We start from the raw sequence: 18,575 nt of genomic DNA on the forward strand, positions 1-18,575 counted from the left end.
CACACGCCGCCACACACGTCAACGGCGAGGTGGCAGCGGGAAGAACCCGCTGGTGCGAGCCGCGTACTCGGCATAACCGGGACGCCCGGCCATGTGCCGCTCCAGCAGCCGTTGCCCGCTGCCCTTCGTGAGCAGCAGGGTCATCACCAGCGGCGACACGACCGAGACGGACGCCGCGGCGAGCGAGTCGCACGTGATCAGGAACAGGCCCCACCAGACGCAGAAGTCCCCGAAGTAGTTCGGGTGACGGGTCAGGCTCCACAGGCCCCGGTCCATGATCCGGCCCTTGTTCGCCGGGTCCGCCTTGAACCGGTCGAGCTGCGCGTCCCCCACCGCCTCGAAGAACACACCGACAACCCACAGCGCGGCGCCGGCCCAGGCGACGGCGCCCATCGGTCCCGGCACGTACTGCGCTGCCTGGACCGGCAACGACACCAGCCACACGAGCGCGCCCTGGAGCAGATACACCATGCGCAGCGCGTACAGGTTCCGGTTGCCGGGGGCCTTGGCCAGCATCCGCTCGTAGCGCGGGTCCTCGCCGTGCCCGCGTCCGCGCCGGGCGATGTGCCCGGCGAGCCGCAGCCCCCAGGCCACCGTCAGTACCGTCACCAGGGCCCGCCGCGCCGGGTCGCCCGTGCCCGCCGACGCCGCCAGGGTCACCACGGCGACCGCCGAGAACCCGAGCCCCCACGCCACGTCGACGATCCGGTGCAGGCCCTTGCGCACGGCCACGGCGAAGGTGACCAGCATGACGGCGAACGCGGCGCCGGCCGACCACACCAGTCCGACCCCGAAGCCGCCCCAGGCGAAGCCGTTCACGGCGCGTCCAGACCGAGGTACCAGTCGCGCGGCGTCGCGGGCGCACCACTCAGCCCGGTCTCCGTCGGCCGGACGGCGAGGATCTGGTCGACGCCCATGCGCCGCTCCTCGAAGGCGAGCGCGCCGCCGACGAGATACAGACGCCACACGCGGGCCGTCTCCTCACCGACGAGTTTCACGAACTCCGGCCAGCGCTCCTCCAGCGTGCGGTGCCAGGCGCCGACGGTGCGTACATAGTGCTCGCGCAGCGACTCCACCGACCGCACCTCGAGTCCGGCGCCCTCCAGCAGGTCGACGGACTCGCCCAGCGGACGCATGTGCATATCGGGCGCGATGTACGCCTCGATGAACGCGCCACCGCCCGGAGCCACCGCGCCGCGTGACATCTGCTGGACCATGACACGGCCGGCCGGGCGGACCATCCGGTGCAGCGCGGCGGCGAACGCCGGGTACTCGGAGTCCCCTACGTGCTCGCCCATCTCGACGGTGGCGACCGCGTCGTAGTCACCGCCGCCGATGTCCCGGTAGTCCTGACACACCACGTCCACCCGGTCCGCGAGACCCCGCTTACGCACCCGCTCGCGGACGTGGGCCGCCTGCTCGCGCGCCAGTGTCACCGCGGTGACCCGCGCCTTGTGGTGCTCGGCCGCGTACAGCGTCAGGGAGCCCCAGCCGCAGCCGATGTCGAGCAGCCGCGACCCCGGTTCCAGGCCGAGCTTGCGGCAGATCAGCTCCAGCTTGGCGCGCTGGGCGTCGGCCGGGGTGAACTCGGGCGCCTCGCTCACCCAGTAGCCGCACGAGTACGCCATCGTCTCGTCGAGAAGCAGCCGGTAGAAGGCGTTGGACAGGTCGTAGTGGTGGCTGATGGCGGCCCGGTCGCGGGACTTGCTGTGCGGCGCGCCGCGCAGCCGGGCCTGCGAGGCGGGCGGCGCCGGGGGAGGACCCACGACGCCGAGCCGGGCGGCGGTACCAGCCGCGCGGACCCGTTCGGTGAGGGACAACTCGGGTGCGTGCAGGCCGCGTTCGGGGGCCGCCGACCACATGGCGCGCAGCCCGGTGGCCAGATCGCCCTCGATGTCGATCTCTCCGGTGACGTAGGCCTGGGCGAGCCCCAACTCGCCCGGATTCCACAGGAGTCGACGCAGCGCGCGGCGGGAGCGGACGACGACCACGGGCCCGTCGGCCGGACCCGTCTCGGCGCCGTCCCAGGTCCGCAGGCGTACCGGGAGCGGGCCACCGAGCGCGGTCTCGGCGAGTGAAGCGAGACGGTGGGCGGCACCGGTCATCGGTCGGTCTCCTCCTTGGTGAGCAAGTACTGCTGTACGTCGAGGTATCCGGAGCGGAAGCCGGCCTCGGAGTAGGCGAGGTAGAAGGTCCACATGCGGCGGAACGTCTCGTCGAAGCCGAGCGCGTCGACGTCGTCCGCGCGCTCGGTGAACCGTTCCCGCCACAGCCTCAGCGTCTCCGCGTAGTGGGCGCCGTAGCCGTCGCGGCGGGCGAGCGTGAGGCCGGTGTGGTCGCGTACGGACTCGGTGATTGCCTCGACGGACGGCAGCAGGCCACCGGGGAAGATGTACTTCTGGATCCAGGTGTACGTGGATCGGCCGGCCAGCATCCGGTCGTGCGGCATCGTGATGGCCTGGAGCGCGGCCCGGCCGCCCGGCGCGAGGCGCGCGTCGAGGGTGCGGAAGTAGGTGGGCCAGAACTCGGCGCCGACGGCCTCGATCATCTCGACGCTGACGACCGCGTCGTACGTGCCCCGCGCCTCGCGGTAGTCGCACAGTTCGACGCCGACGCGGTCGGTGAGTCCGGCCGCCGCGATCCGTTCGAGGGCGAGCTCGCGCTGTTCGGCGGAGAGGGTCAGCGACGTGACACGGGCGCCGCGCGCGGCGGCGCGTATCGCGAGTTCGCCCCAGCCGGTGCCGATCTCAAGGACCCGGCTGCCGTCCCGCACCTCGGCGAGGTCGAGCAGCCGGTCGACCTTGCGGCGCTGGGCGTCCGCCAACAGGTCCCAGTGCGCGGGCAGACCACGGAAGACGGCCGAGGAATAGCTCAGCGTCTCGTCGAGGAAGAGCGCGAACAGGTCGTTCGACAGGTCGTAGTGGTGGCTGATGTTGCTGCGGGAACCGGCCGGTGTGTTGCGCCGCGCCGACGGCTGACGCCGCGCCCACAGGCCGCGCAGCCGCTGCAGGGGAGCGGGCACCAGTTCCGCGACGTGCGCGGCGAGCACGGTCAGGGCGGCCACCGGATCGGGGGCGTCCCACTCGCCGGCCATGTACGACTCGCCGAACCCGATCAGACCGTGCAGGCCGATACGGGCGTGGAACGCGTCGGGCCGGTGGATGCACAACAGCGGTCCACCCAGGCCCAGTTCGGATCCGTCGGCGAACCGTACGCGCAGCGGCAGCCGGCGCAGGGCGTGCCGGACGACGGCCGCGGCGACGGCGGTCCTGGCGGCCGATGCGGTGGGTGTGGCGGCGACGTCGGGCCAGCGGTCCGGGTCCACGGGGGCGGCCGCGGCATGGCGGGCCGGGGCGGGGCGGGGGTCGCCGGTTCTCATGACTCGTACTCCGGGGTGCTGTGTTCGGTGCGGTGCTCGGTGCTCTGGTGGGCGTGGTCGGGGCGGGGCCGCACGGGCAGGCCCCGTAGGTACAGGCGGACGCCGTGCACGCGGATGGCCACGGACACGGCGAGGGTGGACCACGGTCTGCGCAGGGCGAAGCCGACCAGGGTCCGCGTACGTACTTCGTGTCGGGAGCCCCGCACGGTTGCGGTGAAGGGTCTTCCGCCGTCCCGCTCCAGTTGCACGGTGAGGTCGACCCGGTCTCCCGGGGCGGGCAGCCGCATGCGGTAGCGGCCGTCGACCGGGAAGAACGGCGAGACGTAGAACTCCTTGTCCGTCGTGGCCCGTCCCGCGGCGTCGGGGCGCAGCAGATAACTGTGGCGCCCGCCGTACGTGTTGTGGACCTCGGCGACCACGCAGCGCGGCGCGCCGTCGGGGCCGTGGCACCAGTAGAGGGTGAGCGGATTGAACACGTGGCCGAAGACGCGCGCGTGGGTGAGCATCACGACGCCGCCGCCCTCCAGGTCGACGCCGTGCTCGGCGAGGCACGCGTCAAGGCCCGCGCGGATCGAGGGACGGTCGCCGTCGAAGTGGTCGCGGGCGTCGAAACCGGCCAACGGGCGCAGCGCCGCCGGGAGTTCCGGAGGGTGATCGGGGTCGATGAGCCACATGTACGTGCGATGCCGCAGGCTGTAGCGCCGCGGCGCGGTCCGTACGTGCCCGACCGTGACGCGGTACAGGGCGGGGGCCGTGTTCACCACCGCACCCCCAGTGCCGCGGCGGCCGCGACGCCGGAGCGGCAGCCGTCCTCGTGGAAGCCCCACCCGTGATAGGCCCCGGCGAACGCGGTGGTGGACGTGTTCAGTTCGGGCAGCCGCCGCTGCGCGGCCACCGACTCCGGGGTGTAGACCGGGTGTTCGTACACCATGCGGGCCCGCACCCGCGCCGGGTCGACACGGTCCTCGCCGCCCAGCGTGACCACGTACGTCTCGGGGGCGTCCAGGCGCTGGAGCCGGTTCATGTCGTAGCTGACGCGCACCCGGTCGGCGCCCGCCGTGCAGGACGGCATCAGATAGTTCCAGGAGGCGCGGGCACCCCTGGCACGCGGCAGCAGGCTGGTGTCGGTGTGCAGGAGCGTCGCGTTGCGGGAGTACCGGAAGGCGCCGAGCACCTCCTTCTCCGGCACGGTGGCATCGGCCAGAATCCGTAGTGCCTGGTCCGGGTGGGTGGCGACGACCACCGAGTCGTACGAGCGGGTGCGGCCGTCGGCGGCGGTGAGGCTCGCGCCGTCCGGATGCCGGTGCACGGCGCGGACCGGGGTGGCGCGATGCACCTCGTGCACGCCTCGGACCACCCGGTCGACGTACCCGCGCGACCCGCCGGTCACCGTGCGCCAGGTCGGCGAGCCGCCCACCGACAGCATCCGGTGGTGCTCCAGGAACCGGAACAGGTACGCGGCCGGGTAGCGCTGCGCGGTGGCCGCGTCGCAGGACCACACGGCCGACACGAGCGGCGTCATGAAGTGCGTACGGAAGTAGCGGGAGAAGCCTTCGCGGTCCAGGAACTCGCCCAGCGTGAGGTCCTGTTCGGCCTCCCGTGCGAGGTGGTGTCGCGCGGCCCGGTGGAAGGCGGGCACCTGCGCGAGGAGGCGCACAAAGGCGGGGCGCAGGGCGTTGCGGGGCCGCGCGAACAGACCCGCGGGGCCGCGGGCGCCCGCGTATTCGAGTCCGCAGCCCTCGCACCGCACCGACATGCTCATCTCCGACTCCTGTGTGGCGACGCCCAGCTCGGCGAAGAGCCGCAGGAGGTTCGGGTAGGTGTGCCGGTTGTGGACGATGAACCCGGAGTCGACCTGGTGGTCCGTCCCGTCGGGTGCGGTCACGTCGTGGGTGTGGGCGTGTCCGCCGAGCCGGTCGTCGGCCTCGTACAGGGTGACGTGGTGCGTGCGGGCGAGGATGTGCGCGGCGGTGAGCCCGGCCACGCCGCTGCCTATGACGGCGGTGCGCCGCCGCCCGGCACCGTCGCCCGGGCCCCCCGACCCTCCGGCCGCCCTGCCGGTGCCCCTCGGCGCCGTCGACATCGCCTCTCCTCTCACCCGCCGCGAAAGCTGTCTCATGGGTAATCCGGAGCGGGCCGGAGAGCGGATTGGCGAGAGTTGATCTTTTTTCCGGGCCGGGGGCGGGCCCGCCCGCCGTGTCCGCTGGGCCGGGGGCGGGTCCGTCTTCCGGGGTCAGCTCTTGGGCATCAGGACGCTGTCGATGATGTAGACGTTGGCGTTGGCGGTCTTGACGTTGCCGCACACCACGTTGGCCGTCTTGTCGACCTTGTAGGACTCGCCCGAGCCCGACGTCGTCAGCTTCGACTTCTCCAGCGTCTCGAACGAGCCCTTCTCCAGGTCCTTCGGCGTGAGCTTCTCGCCGACCACGTGGTACGTGAGGATCTTCGTGAGCTGTGCCTTGTCGGCCAGCACCTTGTCCAGGTCCGCCTTCGGGATCTTGGCGAACGCGTCGTTGGTCGGCGCGAACACCGTGATGTTCTGGGCGTTGTTGAGCGTGTCCACCAGGCCCGCCTTCTTGACCGCGGTGACAAGGGTGGACAAGTCCGGGTTGTTCGAGGCGGCGGTGGCGACCGGGTCCTTGGCCATGCCGTCGAAGGAACCCTTGCCGTCCTTGGGCACCGACGAACAGGCCGCGCCGAACGGCTTGCTCGTCGTCGCCGTGCCGTCCGACGGACTGTCCTCGTCGCCGCTCTTCGACTTCGACGCGGAGGCGGAACTGCTGTCGGACGCGGAGTCCTTGGAGCTGCTGTCGGAGCACGCGCTCAGTGCCAGCGGCAGCATGGCGGCAGCGGCGAAGGCGACGGCGACACGACGGACGCGAGTCTGCATGGAAATCCCTCAACGATCGGATCCGTGAGAGCCAGGTGCTCTCATCGCCGGTAATCCGGCCCGGCCGTCCGGGCGGATTGGTCGCTTCCACGAACGAGTGAAGAAGGGCGAGCAATGGGCGGCGACGACCAATCCGGATCCGCCACGAGGACGGATTCCCCGACATGGACGACGACGTGACACGGCACCGGCCCCGCGGGATCAAGCGGCTCTCCCTCGGCGCGCTGAGCGGCCTGCTTGCCGGGTACGGGGCCGTCGCGCTCGCGGAACTCGTATCCGCGGCGGTGCGGCCCGAGTCGGGTCCTGTCGTCGCGGTCGGTGGAGCGGCCATTGACCGCACCCCGCCCGCCGTGAAGGACTGGGCGATCCGCCAGTTCGGCACCAACGACAAGCTGGTGTTGCAACTCGGCATCCTCGCCGTGCTGACGCTCCTGGCCCTGACCCTCGGCATCCTCGCGACCCGCCGGCGTCGCATCGGATCGCTCGGCGTCCTGGTCTTCGGCGCGGTGGGCGCGCTCGCCGCCACCGGTCGCCCCGACTCGACGAGCCCGGCCGATGCCCTGCCCTCGCTGGCCGGAGCCGCCGTCGGCGCCGTACTGCTGTACTGGCTGATCGGACGCCTGGACGCGGGCCCGGTGGCACCGGACGCGGGTGAACCGGGCTGGGACCGCCGCCGGTTCGTCCTCGCCGCCACCGCGGCGGCCGCCGCCTCGACCGGAGCCGGAGCGGCGGGCCGGGCCCTGAACGGCTCCGGAGCCCAGAACGCCGTCGCCTCCCGCGAGGAGGTGGTGCTCCCCGCACCGGCGTCGAAGGCCGCCGCCACTCCTCGGGGCGCCGCGCCGCGCATCCGCGGCATCAGCCCGTACGTGACACCGAACGCCGACTTCTACCGCGTCGACACCGCCCTCGTCGTCCCCAAGGTCGACGCCACCACCTGGACACTCCGCATCCACGGCCAGGGCGTCCGCCACGAACGGACACTGACCTACGGCGACCTCCTGACGATGCCGCTGATCGAGCGCACCATCACCCTGACCTGTGTGTCGAACGAGGTCGGCGGCCCCTACGTCGGCAATGCCCGCTGGATCGGCGTCCGCCTGGCCGAGCTGCTGAAGCGGTGCGGCGTGGTGCCCCCGTCCGAGGGCGGACCCGCCGACCAACTGGTGGCCCGGTCGGTGGACGGCATGACCATCGGCAGCCCGGTGGAGGACGTGATGGACGGCCGCGACGCGATGCTGGCCGTCGGAATGAACGGCCAACCGCTGCCCTTCGAGCACGGCTTCCCCGTCCGCATGCTCGTCCCCGGCCTGTACGGATACGTCTCCGCCTGCAAGTGGATCCAGGACATCGAACTCACCACCTTCGACGCCTACGACCCCTACTGGGTCAAGCGAGACTGGGCCCGCCGCGCCCCCATCAAGACCCAGTCACGCATCGACACCCCCAAACCCTTCGCCCGACCGAACACCGGCACCGTGATGGTCGCCGGAGTCGCCTGGGCGCAGCACCGGGGCATCGACAAGGTCGAGCTCCGCGTCGACGACGGCCCCTGGCGGGAAGCCCGCCTCGCCACCGAGGACACCCGCGACACCTGGCGCCCGTGGTCCTACGAGTGGCAGGCCACCAAGGGTTCCCACACCCTCACGGTCCGCGCCACCGACCGCACCGGCACCACCCAGACCGAACAGCGCACTCGTACCGTCCCCGACGGCGCCTCCGGTTGGCATTCCGTGGTGGTCACGGTCGACGCCTGAACCGCGGCTCAGCCCACCAGCGCCCCGCTGAGCAGATGGCTGCCGAGCTGCGTGAGGCTGTGGTGCATGCGGTGGCGCTCACGCGTGCTGGCGATGAGTCCGGCGCGTCGAAGCACCGCCGCGTGCTCGCTCGCCGAGGACAGCGAAACCCCGGCGAGGCGCGCCAACTCCGTGGTCGTACACGGCTCTTGGAGCGCCTCAAGGACCGCCGCGCGCGTGTGCCCGAGCAGTGGGGCGAGCCGCGAGCCAGGACCGGCCACCTCCGGGATCAGCTGCCGGGCCGGGTACACCAGGACCGGCCACAGCGCCTCGTCCAGCAGGGCGACCGGTGTGCGGCGGCAGAAGTAGGAGGGCACGAGGAGCAGGCCGCGCCCCTCCAGGTGGATGTCCCGCTCGACGGGGTAGTCGGCGACCAGGACCGGCGACTGCCAGCGCAGTATCGGCGCGAACGTGCGCAGCATCTCCTCCGTGCCGAGCCGGCACTGCGTTCCCGTTCTGTGCCTGCGGTCGCCCTCGACCCGCGCGGCGATCTCCGGCCAGGCCGGGGCCAGCACGGACGCGTGATAGGCGCGCAGGGCCCTGCCCAGCAGGTGCACCGCGCCCAGCTCGCCGACGGCCAACTGCCTTGTCCAGTCCGGCAGCGCGTTGCGACCCGCCAACAGGGTCATCTCCGCGCGTAGTTGACGCCGAGGAGTCGACAACACCGCGTCGATTCCGCAGTCGAGACCGCCGAGGCCCGCGGCCGGCGTCAGGAAGTCCGGGAAGTAGCCGCGCGCCGGCATCAGCGGCGAGAGCATCCGCAGCGCGCCGATGTCGCGCGAACTCTGCCGCCTGCGCCACGCGTTGAGCACCGGCTCCCGCCGCATCTCCTGGAGTTGGTGCAGGCTCAGCACGATCTCCCAGAGCGGGTCCGGTTCCTCGGCGATCCTGGTCCGGGTCAGATCCCCGGCACTGAAGTGAATACGCAGCACGGCTTCCCCCGAATCCGCCACGGCGTGGGTGTCGCGGACGCGCGCTCCGGGTGGTCAGAAGAACCGGCGCGCGTGCCGTCAGGTGTGTTCTATGCTGGGACCATAGTGGCGAGAACGGCGGTTCTCAAGGCGGCGCGCGAGGCGTGTCGGGCGCTCAAGGGGCGCGCGGGAGCGGTGATTTGACGGTGAAGAAGGTGGAGGGGACGGCCCGTTGATGCAGGACGACCCGCGGGCTCACGTGGTGGAAGTCGCGGACGATCTCTTCTACACCCATGGTGTGCACGCGGTGACGATGCGCCGGGTCAGGGACGAGTCGGGGGTGCCGCTGAAGCGGCTCTATCAGATGTTCCCGTCCAAGGACCTGCTCCTCGCGGCCTGCCTCGACCGGCGTGACCAGGTGGCGCGTACGGCGATCGGGCAGCGCGTCGGCTCGATCGACGACCCCCTCGCGAAGGTCCTCGGCCCCTTCGACTTCCTGCACGACTGGTTCCACCAACCGGGCTTCCGGGGCTGTGTGTTCGCCGGCGCGTTCGGGGAGGTGGGCGCGGCGGCGCCGATCGTCGTCACCGCCGTACAGACCCACAAACAGGCGCTGCGCACCCTGCTCACCGACCTGGTGGAGGGTGCGGGGCTGCGTAACCCGGTGGCGATCGGCGCCCAGCTGGCCGTGCTGTTCGACGGGGCGATGGCGCTCGCGACGTTCGCGGGGGACGTGGACGCCGCGCTGCACGCCCGGCAGGCGGCGCAGGCGGTGCTGCGCGCGGCGGCGTGAGACCGGGCCCGGGGCGTGCGCGCTGACCTGCGTCAAGGGCACTGACCCTGGTGTGAAAGACTCGCCCCCTGGGTTGGGCACGACGTCCGCCTCGAGGTGTGTTCACGCCACCTCGCGCGACGCAACGACGGAACGACGGACATCCCGCCCATGACACAACTGGACTCCCCAGCCGCGCACGCACCGCTCGCCGACAGCGGCGACGACAAGCCGAGCCGCTACGCGAAGAAGGCCGTGTTCGCCTCCTCGCTCGGCTACGCGATGGACGGCTTCGACCTGCTGATCCTGAGCTTCGCCCTCTCGGCGATCTCCGCCGACCTCGGCCTGGACAAGGCCCAGGGCGGCTCGCTCGCCACCATCACGCTCATCGGCGCCGTGGTCGGCGGGCTCGGTTTCGGGATGCTGGCCGACCGCATCGGCCGGGTCAAGGTCCTCACCTACTCGGTGATCTTCTTCGCCGTCTTCACCGGCCTCTCGGCGCTCGCGACCTCGTACGGGGAGCTGTCCGCGTTCCGGTTCCTGGCCGGCGTCGGCATCGGCGGCGAGTTCGGCATCGGCATGACGCTCGCGGCGGAGGCGTGGCCGAGCAAGAAGCGGGCGCGCGCGACGTCGCTGGTCGCGCTCGGTTTCCAGGCGGGCGTGCTGGCGGCGGCGCTGATCTCGGCTCCCGTGCTCGCGGCGTGGGGCTGGCAGGGTCTCTTCGTGATCGGCGCCGTGCCCGCCGTCGTCGCCATCGCGCTGCGCTCGCGGCTGCACGAGCCCGAGCACTTCACGCGCACCCGCGAGCAGGGCGAGCGCATCTCCGCACTCGACTCCCTGAAACTGCTGGTGCACGACGGCTCCACGGCCCGCGCCAGCCTCGGCGTCCTCGTCCTGACCTCGGTCCAGAACTTCGGCTACTACGGCATCATGACGTGGCTGCCGACCTACCTCAGCGAACGGTTCGGCTACAGCCTCACCAAGTCCTCCGGCTGGACCGCCGCCACCGTCATCGGTATGGCCCTCGGCATCCTCCTCTTCGGCGAACTCGCCGACCGGCTCGGCCGCCGCAGGACGTTCTGGCTGTTCCAGGTGGGCGCGGCGGTCTCCGTCCTCGCGTACAGCCAGCTCGTCTCGCCGTGGGCGCTGCTCATCGGCGGCGCCGTCATGGGCCTCTTCGCCAACGGCATGACCGGCGGCTACGGCGCGCTCATGGCCGAGCTGTACCCGACGCGGGTGCGGGCCACCGCGCAGAACACCCTGTTCAACATCGGGCGCGCCGTCGGCGGCTTCGCGCCCGTCGTGGTGGCGCTGTGCGCGGACCGCTGGGGCTTCGCCGTCGCCATCGGCCTGCTCTCCGCGATCTACGTAGCGGACATCCTCGCCATGTTCGTCATCCCGGAACGCAAGGGCGAGCGGCTCGACTGAGCGGGGGAGGCTTCGGGGGCGACGGCCTCGACGCCCCCGACCGGGAGCGCGTGAACATCAAGGTCGACCGGGCCGCGTTCCCGGACCTGACCGGAGACTCGCCGCGCGACTACGCCGCCGTGGACACCGTGCCGCCGCACCCCGGGTACGGGGCTCAGTACTGGGTCTGCGTCGTGAACCCCGGCGAGCGGACCCACGCCACGGTGCTGCGCCTGCCGCGCGCCGCACACGACGCGGCGCGCGCCCGCTTCGAGCGGTCGGCGGGGACTACAGGCCGTACGTCTTCCCGATGATGTCCCGCTGGATCTCGCTCGTGCCTCCGTACACCGTCGACACCACGGTGGAACGCAGCATGGCCTCCATGCCGTACTCGGTGGCGTAGCCGTAGCCCCCCATCATCTGCATGCCCTCCAAGGTGACGTGCTTGGCCAGCTCCGTGCACTTGAGCTTCGCCATGGATGCCTCGCGGGCGAACACGTGGTCCGGCTCCGCGTCGATCGCCGCGGCCACGTCGTCGAGGAGGAGCTGCGCGCACTCCAGTTCCGTCGCCATGTCCGCGATGCGGTGCTTGAGGGCCTGGAAGGAGCCGATGGGGCGGCCGAACTGCTCGCGCTGGCGGACGTACGCCAAGGTGTCGTCGAAGGCGCGGCGGGCCACGCCGAGCATCATCGCGGCGAGGATCATCCGCTCCAGGTTCAGGCCCGCCATCAGCTGCTTCCAGGCCTGCCCCGGGGTGCCGACGACCGCCGAGTCCGGGACGAAGCAGTCCGTGAAGTAGAGGTCGTTGACCTCACGGCCGCCCATCGTGTCGATGCCCCTGATGGTCAGGCCATCGGCGTCCGTCGGCACCATGAACTGCGTGAGCCCCTCGTGCTTCGACGAGCCCGGCTCGGTGCGGGCGATGAGGAGGATGTGGTCGGCGAAGTGGGCGTTGGAACACCATGTCTTCTGCCCGTTGACCAGATAGCCGCCCGCCGTGCGCTCCGCCTTGCAGGTCAGCGCGCCCACGTCCGAACCGGCGCCCGGCTCCGACATCGACACCGACTCGACGCGCCCGTTCACGACACCTTCGAGGACGGTCCGCTTCTGCTCCTCGGTACCGAACTTCTCGTACGCCGCCGCCGTGATGATCGTCGTGCCGAAGCCGCTGATGGGGGCCCGGCCGTACGAGGTCTCCTGGAGGAACAGGGACAGGTCCACCATGCCGCGGCCCGCGCCGCCGTACTCCTCCGGGACGGCGATGCCGAGCCAGCCGAGCTTCGCCATCTTCTCGTACAGCTGCTGGTTGTGGGGCTCCTGGCCGTTGGCCGTCAGCTTGTCGCGCTGCTCCTTCGTGCCGCACTCGCGGCTGCAGAAGTCCGCGATGGCCTTCACCAGGTCACGGCGTTCGTCGGACAGGACTCGGGGCATGGTGTGTCTCCTCAAGGAGGGAAAGGGGGAAGGTGTGTTCAGGCGTTGCGGACCGCGGGGAACACCGTGTGCAGCAGGTGGAGCACCGTGCGCGTGAGGAACACGTGCAGGTCGTCGCGGGTGAGTGTGCCGCGCTCCAGCCACTCCCGGGAGGCCGCCTTGAGCATGGCGCTCTGGGCGCGCATCATCGCCCGCAACTGCTCCCGGCCTTCGGTGACATCGGTCATCATCGCGGCTTCGAGGATCCGGTCGGTGGCGATCTCGTCGGCCTCCAGCATGATCCGATCGACCTCCGGATCGCCCAGCGAGTCCATGCCGATGGCCGCGAGCCACATGTCCCGGTTCCGGTCGACGACTTCGAGCCAGCGGTCGACGCACACGGCGAGCCGCTGCTCGGCCGTGGCCCGCGGCAGCCGCTGGGAGACGGAGGCCGGGATCACCATCATCTGCCGTACGACTTCCAGGTACAGCTGCCGTTTGTCGCCGAAGTAGTGGTTGACCAGGGCGCGGGCCACGCCGGCCTCCGCCGCGATGTCCGAGATCGACACCGAGGCGTAGCCGGCGGACCCGAACCTCTTGCGGGCGACGGCGAGGATCTCCGCGCGGCGCTCGTCCGGTTCCATACGGCGGCGCCGGGCGGCCTGAGGTCGCGTGGCCCGGTTCTGGGCGGCCTGGTGCTGGGCTGCCATCGAGTGCCCTACTCCCCGTCCGCCGACGCGTACAACGACTCGATGGTCTCCGCGTGCAGATCGTCGATGGCCCGGCGGCGCAGGCTCAGCTTCGGTGTCAGCTCGCCGGTCTCCGCCGTCCAGGGCCCGGCGACGACCCGGTACCGCTTGACCTGTTCCACGCGCGCGAGCACCGCGTTGGTCTCCTCGACCGCCCCGTCGATAGCGGTCAACACCTCGGGGTGCACGGCGAGTTCGTCGAGGTCTGTGGCGTCGATGCCGTTGGCGCGCGCCCAGTGCGGGGCCGCCTCCTCGTCGAGGACCAGCAGCGCCGTCACGTAGCGGCGCCGGTCGCCGATCGCGACGGCCTGGCCGATCAAGGGGTGGGCGCGCAGCAGGGACTCGATCCGCGTCGGGGCGATGTTCTTGCCGCCGGCCGTGATGATGAGTTCCTTCTTGCGGTCCGTGACGGTGACGATGCCACGCGAGTCGACGGTGCCGACGTCGCCGGTGGGCAGCCAGCCATCGGCGTCCGTGCCGGAGGCCACCGAGCCGTCCGCCTGGAGGTACCCGGTGAAGACGACCGGGCCGCGCACGAACAGCTCCCCGTCCTGGGCCTCCTTGACCTCGATGCCGGGCCCCGGGCGGCCGACCGAGCCGAGCGCGAACACATCGGGTGTGCTGACCGTGGCCGCGCCCGTCGTCTCGCTCAGGCCCCACACCTCGTACACCGGCAGGCCGACACCCGCCAGGAACTCCAGTACGGCGGTGGGGATCGGGGCGGCGCCGCTGAACGCCCGCAGGCAGTCGCCGAAGCCGATGGCCGCGCGCAGCGGGCGCAGCGCCGCCTCGTCGAACTTCTGCAACTGCTCGGCGAGTTCGGGCGGCACACCCTTGCCGTCGGAGCGCAGCCGGAACACTTCGAGGGCCGTCTTCCGCGCCTGCGCGAGCGCCGTCGCCTGCTCCTCGGGGAGCGCCGCGAGCTGCGCGCGCAGCCCGGTCGAGAGCTTCTCCCACACGCGTGGCACGCCGAAGAAGCCGTGCGGGCGCACCTGTTGGAGGGCGGTCAGGAGCTGGTCGGGGGAGGGGCAGATGGTGACATGGCCCGCGCTGCAGATCGGCATGTAGATGCCGAGGACCCGCTCCGCGATGTGCGCCATCGGCAGATACGCCACCGAGCGCGGATGCTCCGGCAGCGGCACCAACTGCTCCTGCATCACGGATTCGTGGATGACATTGCGGTGCGAGAGCACCACGCCCTTCGGGTCGCCGGTGGTGCCTGAGGTGTAGACGAGGGCGAGCGGATCGTCCGTCGTCACGGCGTCGGTGAGGGTCTCGAACGCCGCGTCGTCGGGCGGCAGCGCGTTGCGCACGGCCGCGTAGCTGACGAAGCGCTGGTCGTCCGCGGGGGCGGCCGACCAGTCGAGGACGACGACGGCGCGCAGGTGCGGCAGGTCGTCGAGGACGGGCGCCCAGCGCCGCACCTGCTCCTCGCCCTCGAGGACGAGCACTGTGGCGGCGCTGTGCCGGGCGATGACACCGATCTGTTCCGTGCTGAGTGTGTCGTACGTGCTGCAGGGCAGCGCCCCGATGTGCGCCGCGGCCAGATCGGTGACCCAGTGCTCGGCGCGCTTCGACATCGCGATGAGGAGGCGCTCGCCCCGGTTCAGGCCGAGTTGGGCGAGGCCGCGGGTGAGCGCGGCGACCTCGGCGCGGAGTTGGGACCAGGTCAGGGTGCCCGCGTCCGGGCCGAGTCCGGTGGTGAGCGCGGGGCGGTCCCCGTGCTCCTGGGCGTTGCGGCGCAATAGCGTGGTGATCGTCAGCCCGTCAACGGACTGGCGCAGCGGCTCTGTTGACGTCACGGCGGCTCCCGAATACGTGCGTCGGCGAACGTGCGGGGGTGGGCGGTGGTACGTGAGCGGTGCCCACCGTGGACCGTTATTGGCGCCGTGTCAATAACTCGCGTCGTCGTCACCGTGTGCCGGGTCGCCGCGCCGCGGCCTACGTCGGCGGCCCCAGCATCGGCACCAGGAACTGCCGCGCCACCTCCCGCATCCGCTCGTCGTCGTCCAGGTCGACGACATGACTCGGCACGACCAGGAACGACGTGCACACCCGCACCATCATCTCGGCCACCACGTCCACGTCCACCGAGGCGGCGACCTGCCCCGCCCGCTGCTCCTGGCGCAGCCGCGCCGCGACGAACTGCTGCACCACGTGCAGCGTGCGGCCCCCGTCGGCGGTCATCGACGGCACCACGGTGTCCGGCTCGACCGCCATCAGGCCGCCGATCAGCCGGTTGTGGCGGATGGCGCGCAGCGAGCCGACGAAGCCGAGCACGACCCGGTCGGCGACCGTGTCCGCGCCCCGGATCTCTTCCGTGAACCGGTCGAAGTAGCGCCGGAACTCACGCCGTACGACCTGCTCCACCAGCGCCTCCTTGGTGGCGAACCGGCGGTAGACGGTGATCCGCGAGACCCCCGCGATCCGCGCAACGTCCGCCATGGTCGAGCGCTTGATGCCCATGCGGCAGAACTGCTCGTAGGCGGCGTCCAGCAGACGGATCGTCACCTCGTCGTCGGGGGTGGTGCCGGAGTCGGTTCCGGTGGCGGAGTCGCTGAAGGCCAGCTCCAGCACGTTCGGTTCCACAGGTGCCTCCCTGATTCCGTGAAGCCTCTGGCGTTCACGCCGCGTCTGTGCTCCCCTTTGGTACAGAGATGCTCAACGTGTTTCATCGTACCAACGCAACTGCCGGATCGGCAGGGCGTGTTGACGGTCGTACGAGTCACGGAACTCAAGGAGGAGTTCGGAGCAATGGATGGCTTGAGCAGGCGGAACATGCTGCTCGCCGGCGGAGCCCTCGGTGCGCTGGGCGCACTGGGCGCGGCCTCCCCGGCGAGCGCCCGGTCCCTGTGGACCTGGTCGCCGGGCGACTCGGTCGCCGGAACGGGTGCGGGGGTCGACCCCGAGTGGGTCTGGGACGACGAAGTGGACAAGCTCGTCGCCTCGGTCATCGACCGCGGCGACGTAGCGAAGGTGAACGAACAACTGCGCACATGGACGCGCAACGACCAGGCGGCGCCCGCCGGACTCCCGCAGGACGTAAGGGAGTTCGTGGACAAGGCGCGGCAACTGCCGTCCTGGGCCGACCGGGGCAAGCTGGAGACCGCGGCCGAGTTCAACAAGACGCGCGGCTTCTACCTCAACGTGCTCAACGGGATCGGTGGCGGCATGCTCAGCACCGCCATCCCCAGGGAAGCGCGCGCCGTGTACTACTCCAAGGGCGGCGCCGACATGGAGGACCGCGTCGCGAAGACGAGCATGCTCGGCTTCGCCGTCGGCGACCTCAACGCGTATCGCGCGGACGGCGATTGCGTCGTGCAGGCCGTCAAGACGCGGATGGTGCACGCGGCGGTCCGGCACCTGCTGCCCAAGTCACCGGGCTGGTCGCAGGTGAGTGGTGGTCAGAAGATACCCATCAGCCAGGCCGACATCCTCGTCACCTGGCACAGCCTCGCCACGTACGCGATGGGCAAGCTCATCGAGTGGAAGGTGCCGGTGTCCGCCGCCGAGTCCGAGGCCTATCTGCACCTGTGGCAGGTCACCGTGCACATGCTCGGCGTACAGGACCAGTACATCCCCAAGACGTGGGACGCGGCCAACGCCCAGTCCAAGCAGGTCCTCGACCCGATCCTCACCTCCACCAAGGAGGGCGTCGAGCTCACCGACATCCTGCTCGGACAGCTCGCGGAGCAGACCAGCCCCGGCGGTATCGACCGGCCGTTGTGCAACGCGCTCGCCCGCTATCTCGTCGGCGACCGCGTAGCGGACATGGACCGCATCCCCGAAGAGCCGTTCTGGGAGAAGACCATCGCGGCCGTGTGGCCCAAGCTCGTCGCGTTCCGGGAGGGGCTGCTGCCGCTCCCGTTGGTGCCGCCGCTCGCCTGGACGGTCGACGAGGCGGCACGCCAGTACATTCTCGCCTTCCTCACCAAGGGGAAGGGCACGGAGATCAGCATCCCGGACACCAACAGGCCCAGCAGCAGCGTCAGTTGAGGAGGCGAGCACAGCGATGAGCAAAGACAGTGGTGCAGGCGGGAACGGCGGGCTCAGCAGGCGGAACATGCTGCTGGCGGGCGGCGCGTTGGGTGCCTTCGGCGCGATCGGACTCGCGTCACCGGCCAGCGCCCGGTCCCTGTGGACCTGGTCGCCGACCACCTCGATCGCGGGCTCCGGCGCCGGCGTCGACCCCGAGTGGGTGTGGGACGAGCAGGCCGACCCGGTGATCGCGGGAGTCCTCAAGCGCGGCGAGGTCGCCAAGGTCAACGAGCTGCTCGCGCAGTGGAAGCGCAACGACCAGCCACTGCCCGACGGACTGCCCAAGGATCTGCGGGAGTTCATGGAGGACGCCCGCAAGCTGCCGTCCTGGGCGGACACCGCGAAGCTCGACCGCGGCTCCAAGTTCAGCAAGACCAAGGGGATTTACGTCGGCGCCCTGTACGGCCTCGGCAGCGGGCTCATGAGCACCGCCATTCCCCGCGAGTCGCGCGCCGTGTACTACTCCAAGGGCGGCGCGGACATGAAGGACCGCATCGCCAAGACCGCCAGACTCGGCTACGACATCGGGGACTTGGACGCGTACAAGCCCGAGGGCTCTATGATCGTCACCGCCGTCAAGACGCGGATGGTGCACGCGGCCGTACGCCACCTGCTGCCGCAGTCCCCGGCGTGGAACCAGGTCAGCGGCGGCCAGAAGATCCCGATCAGCCAGGCCGACGTCCTCGTCACCTGGCACAGCCTCGCCACGTTCGTCATGCGCAAGCTGAAGGAGTGGGGGGTGCGCGTCAGCGACGCCGACGCCACGGCCTATCTGCATGTGTGGCAGGTCAGCGCGTCCATGCTCGGCGTACAGGACGAGTACATCCCGGCGACATGGGACGCCGCCAACGCCCAGTCCAAGCAGGTCCTCGACCCGATCCTCGCGCACACCGACGAGGGCGAGGCGCTGCAGAAGGTTCTCCTCGGCATCGTCGCGGAACTGGACTTGGGCCTCACCCGCCCGCTGATCAGTGCATTCTCCAGGTATACGCTGGGCGACCGGGTCGGCGACATGATCGGCCTGTCCAAGGAGCCGATCCTGCAACCTCTGATCGCTGGTGCCTGGCCATTGCTAGTTGCCTTCCGTGAAGGGATCATTCCGATCCCCGGGGTGCCGGCGGTCATGTGGACGTTGGAGGAGGCGATTCGTCGGTTTGTGCTCCTGTTCCTGGCCGAGGGGCAGCCGATCGCCATCAATCTTCCGGATATGAACCGGCCGGAGTGAG

At 70.9% G+C, this 18,575-nt stretch carries 17 protein-coding genes; 6 read left to right on the top strand and 11 right to left on the bottom strand.

The window, feature by feature from the left end; translation table 11 throughout:
- Nucleotides 1-18: 18 nt before the first annotated feature.
- The 6 genes from RBJ65_RS23280 to RBJ65_RS23305 all read right to left on the bottom strand — a co-directional run bounded on the left by RBJ65_RS23280 (nucleotide 19) and on the right by RBJ65_RS23305 (nucleotide 6,269).
- A complete protein-coding gene (locus RBJ65_RS23280) occupies nucleotides 19-819 on the bottom strand; it encodes a DUF1295 domain-containing protein (RefSeq protein ID WP_306319088.1) in 801 nt (266 codons plus the stop codon).
- Complete coding sequence (locus RBJ65_RS23285) at nucleotides 816-2,105, bottom strand: cyclopropane-fatty-acyl-phospholipid synthase family protein (RefSeq protein ID WP_306319089.1); 1,290 nt, start codon at nucleotides 2,103-2,105, stop codon at nucleotides 816-818. The genes RBJ65_RS23280 and RBJ65_RS23285 overlap by 4 nt, the downstream gene beginning before the upstream one ends.
- Entirely contained in the window at nucleotides 2,102-3,379 is a 1,278-nt protein-coding gene (locus RBJ65_RS23290; protein WP_306319090.1) for a class I SAM-dependent methyltransferase, read from the bottom strand. The genes RBJ65_RS23285 and RBJ65_RS23290 overlap by 4 nt, the downstream gene beginning before the upstream one ends.
- Nucleotides 3,376-4,140 carry a DUF1365 domain-containing protein gene (locus RBJ65_RS23295; RefSeq protein ID WP_306319091.1) on the bottom strand — a complete coding sequence of 255 codons (765 nt, stop codon included), beginning with the start codon at nucleotides 4,138-4,140 and terminating at the stop codon, nucleotides 3,376-3,378. Before RBJ65_RS23295 ends, RBJ65_RS23290 begins: the two co-directional genes overlap by 4 nt.
- Nucleotides 4,137-5,462: an NAD(P)/FAD-dependent oxidoreductase gene (locus RBJ65_RS23300; RefSeq protein WP_306319092.1), complete on the bottom strand. Its 1,326-nt coding sequence runs from the start codon at nucleotides 5,460-5,462 to the stop codon at nucleotides 4,137-4,139. Before RBJ65_RS23300 ends, RBJ65_RS23295 begins: the two co-directional genes overlap by 4 nt.
- A gap of 150 nt (nucleotides 5,463-5,612) precedes the next feature.
- On the bottom strand, nucleotides 5,613-6,269 hold the full coding sequence (locus RBJ65_RS23305) for a fasciclin domain-containing protein (RefSeq protein ID WP_306319093.1): 657 nt from the start codon (nucleotides 6,267-6,269) through the stop codon (nucleotides 5,613-5,615).
- Nucleotides 6,270-6,433: 164 nt separating this feature from the next.
- Here RBJ65_RS23305 and RBJ65_RS23310 point away from each other — a divergent pair, with 164 nt between their 5' ends.
- The gene (locus tag RBJ65_RS23310) at nucleotides 6,434-8,023 is read left to right on the top strand and encodes a molybdopterin-dependent oxidoreductase (protein WP_306319094.1); all 1,590 of its coding nucleotides are present in this window, start codon (nucleotides 6,434-6,436) and stop codon (nucleotides 8,021-8,023) included.
- A gap of 8 nt (nucleotides 8,024-8,031) precedes the next feature.
- Here RBJ65_RS23310 and RBJ65_RS23315 read toward each other — a convergent pair whose 3' ends face one another.
- On the bottom strand, nucleotides 8,032-8,994 hold the full coding sequence (locus RBJ65_RS23315; RefSeq protein WP_306319095.1) for a helix-turn-helix domain-containing protein: 963 nt from the start codon (nucleotides 8,992-8,994) through the stop codon (nucleotides 8,032-8,034).
- A gap of 214 nt (nucleotides 8,995-9,208) precedes the next feature.
- Here RBJ65_RS23315 and RBJ65_RS23320 point away from each other — a divergent pair, with 214 nt between their 5' ends.
- The 3 genes from RBJ65_RS23320 (at nucleotide 9,209) to RBJ65_RS23330 (ending at nucleotide 11,466) form a co-directional block, all read left to right on the top strand.
- Nucleotides 9,209-9,766, top strand: a complete 558-nt coding sequence (locus tag RBJ65_RS23320; protein ID WP_306319096.1) for a TetR/AcrR family transcriptional regulator — start codon at nucleotides 9,209-9,211, stop codon at nucleotides 9,764-9,766.
- A gap of 150 nt (nucleotides 9,767-9,916) precedes the next feature.
- Nucleotides 9,917-11,173 (top strand): MFS transporter, encoded by a 1,257-nt coding sequence (locus RBJ65_RS23325; protein ID WP_306319097.1) that lies wholly within the window; start codon nucleotides 9,917-9,919, stop codon nucleotides 11,171-11,173.
- On the top strand, nucleotides 11,059-11,466 hold the full coding sequence (locus tag RBJ65_RS23330; protein ID WP_306319098.1) for a DUF6194 family protein: 408 nt from the start codon (nucleotides 11,059-11,061) through the stop codon (nucleotides 11,464-11,466). The genes RBJ65_RS23325 and RBJ65_RS23330 overlap by 115 nt, the downstream gene beginning before the upstream one ends.
- On the opposite strand, the gene RBJ65_RS23335 is transcribed toward RBJ65_RS23330, so the two are convergent.
- The 4 genes from RBJ65_RS23335 to RBJ65_RS23350 form a co-directional block, all read right to left on the bottom strand.
- Nucleotides 11,441-12,583 carry an acyl-CoA dehydrogenase family protein gene (locus RBJ65_RS23335; RefSeq protein ID WP_306319099.1) on the bottom strand — a complete coding sequence of 381 codons (1,143 nt, stop codon included), beginning with the start codon at nucleotides 12,581-12,583 and terminating at the stop codon, nucleotides 11,441-11,443. The genes RBJ65_RS23330 and RBJ65_RS23335 overlap by 26 nt on opposite strands.
- Nucleotides 12,584-12,621: 38 nt before the next feature.
- The gene (locus tag RBJ65_RS23340) at nucleotides 12,622-13,272 is read right to left on the bottom strand and encodes a TetR/AcrR family transcriptional regulator (RefSeq protein WP_306319100.1); all 651 of its coding nucleotides are present in this window, start codon (nucleotides 13,270-13,272) and stop codon (nucleotides 12,622-12,624) included.
- 8 nt (nucleotides 13,273-13,280) lie between these two features.
- Nucleotides 13,281-15,113, bottom strand: a complete 1,833-nt coding sequence (locus RBJ65_RS23345; protein WP_306319101.1) for a long-chain fatty acid--CoA ligase — start codon at nucleotides 15,111-15,113, stop codon at nucleotides 13,281-13,283.
- Nucleotides 15,114-15,252: 139 nt separating this feature from the next.
- Nucleotides 15,253-15,900, bottom strand: coding sequence for a TetR/AcrR family transcriptional regulator (locus RBJ65_RS23350; protein ID WP_306319102.1), 648 nt, complete (start codon nucleotides 15,898-15,900; stop codon nucleotides 15,253-15,255).
- Between the two features lie 165 nt (nucleotides 15,901-16,065).
- Between RBJ65_RS23350 and RBJ65_RS23355 the strand changes: the two genes are divergently transcribed.
- Both RBJ65_RS23355 and RBJ65_RS23360 read left to right on the top strand, forming a co-directional pair.
- A complete protein-coding gene (locus tag RBJ65_RS23355; protein WP_306319103.1) occupies nucleotides 16,066-17,307 on the top strand; it encodes an oxygenase MpaB family protein in 1,242 nt (413 codons plus the stop codon).
- Between the two features lie 16 nt (nucleotides 17,308-17,323).
- On the top strand, nucleotides 17,324-18,574 hold the full coding sequence (locus RBJ65_RS23360) for an oxygenase MpaB family protein (RefSeq protein ID WP_306319104.1): 1,251 nt from the start codon (nucleotides 17,324-17,326) through the stop codon (nucleotides 18,572-18,574).
- Nucleotide 18,575 lies beyond the last annotated feature (1 nt).

Source organism: Streptomyces sp. KL109B, assembly GCF_030766935.1.
In the GTDB taxonomy this organism is placed as follows: Bacteria; Actinomycetota; Actinomycetes; order Streptomycetales; family Streptomycetaceae; genus Streptomyces.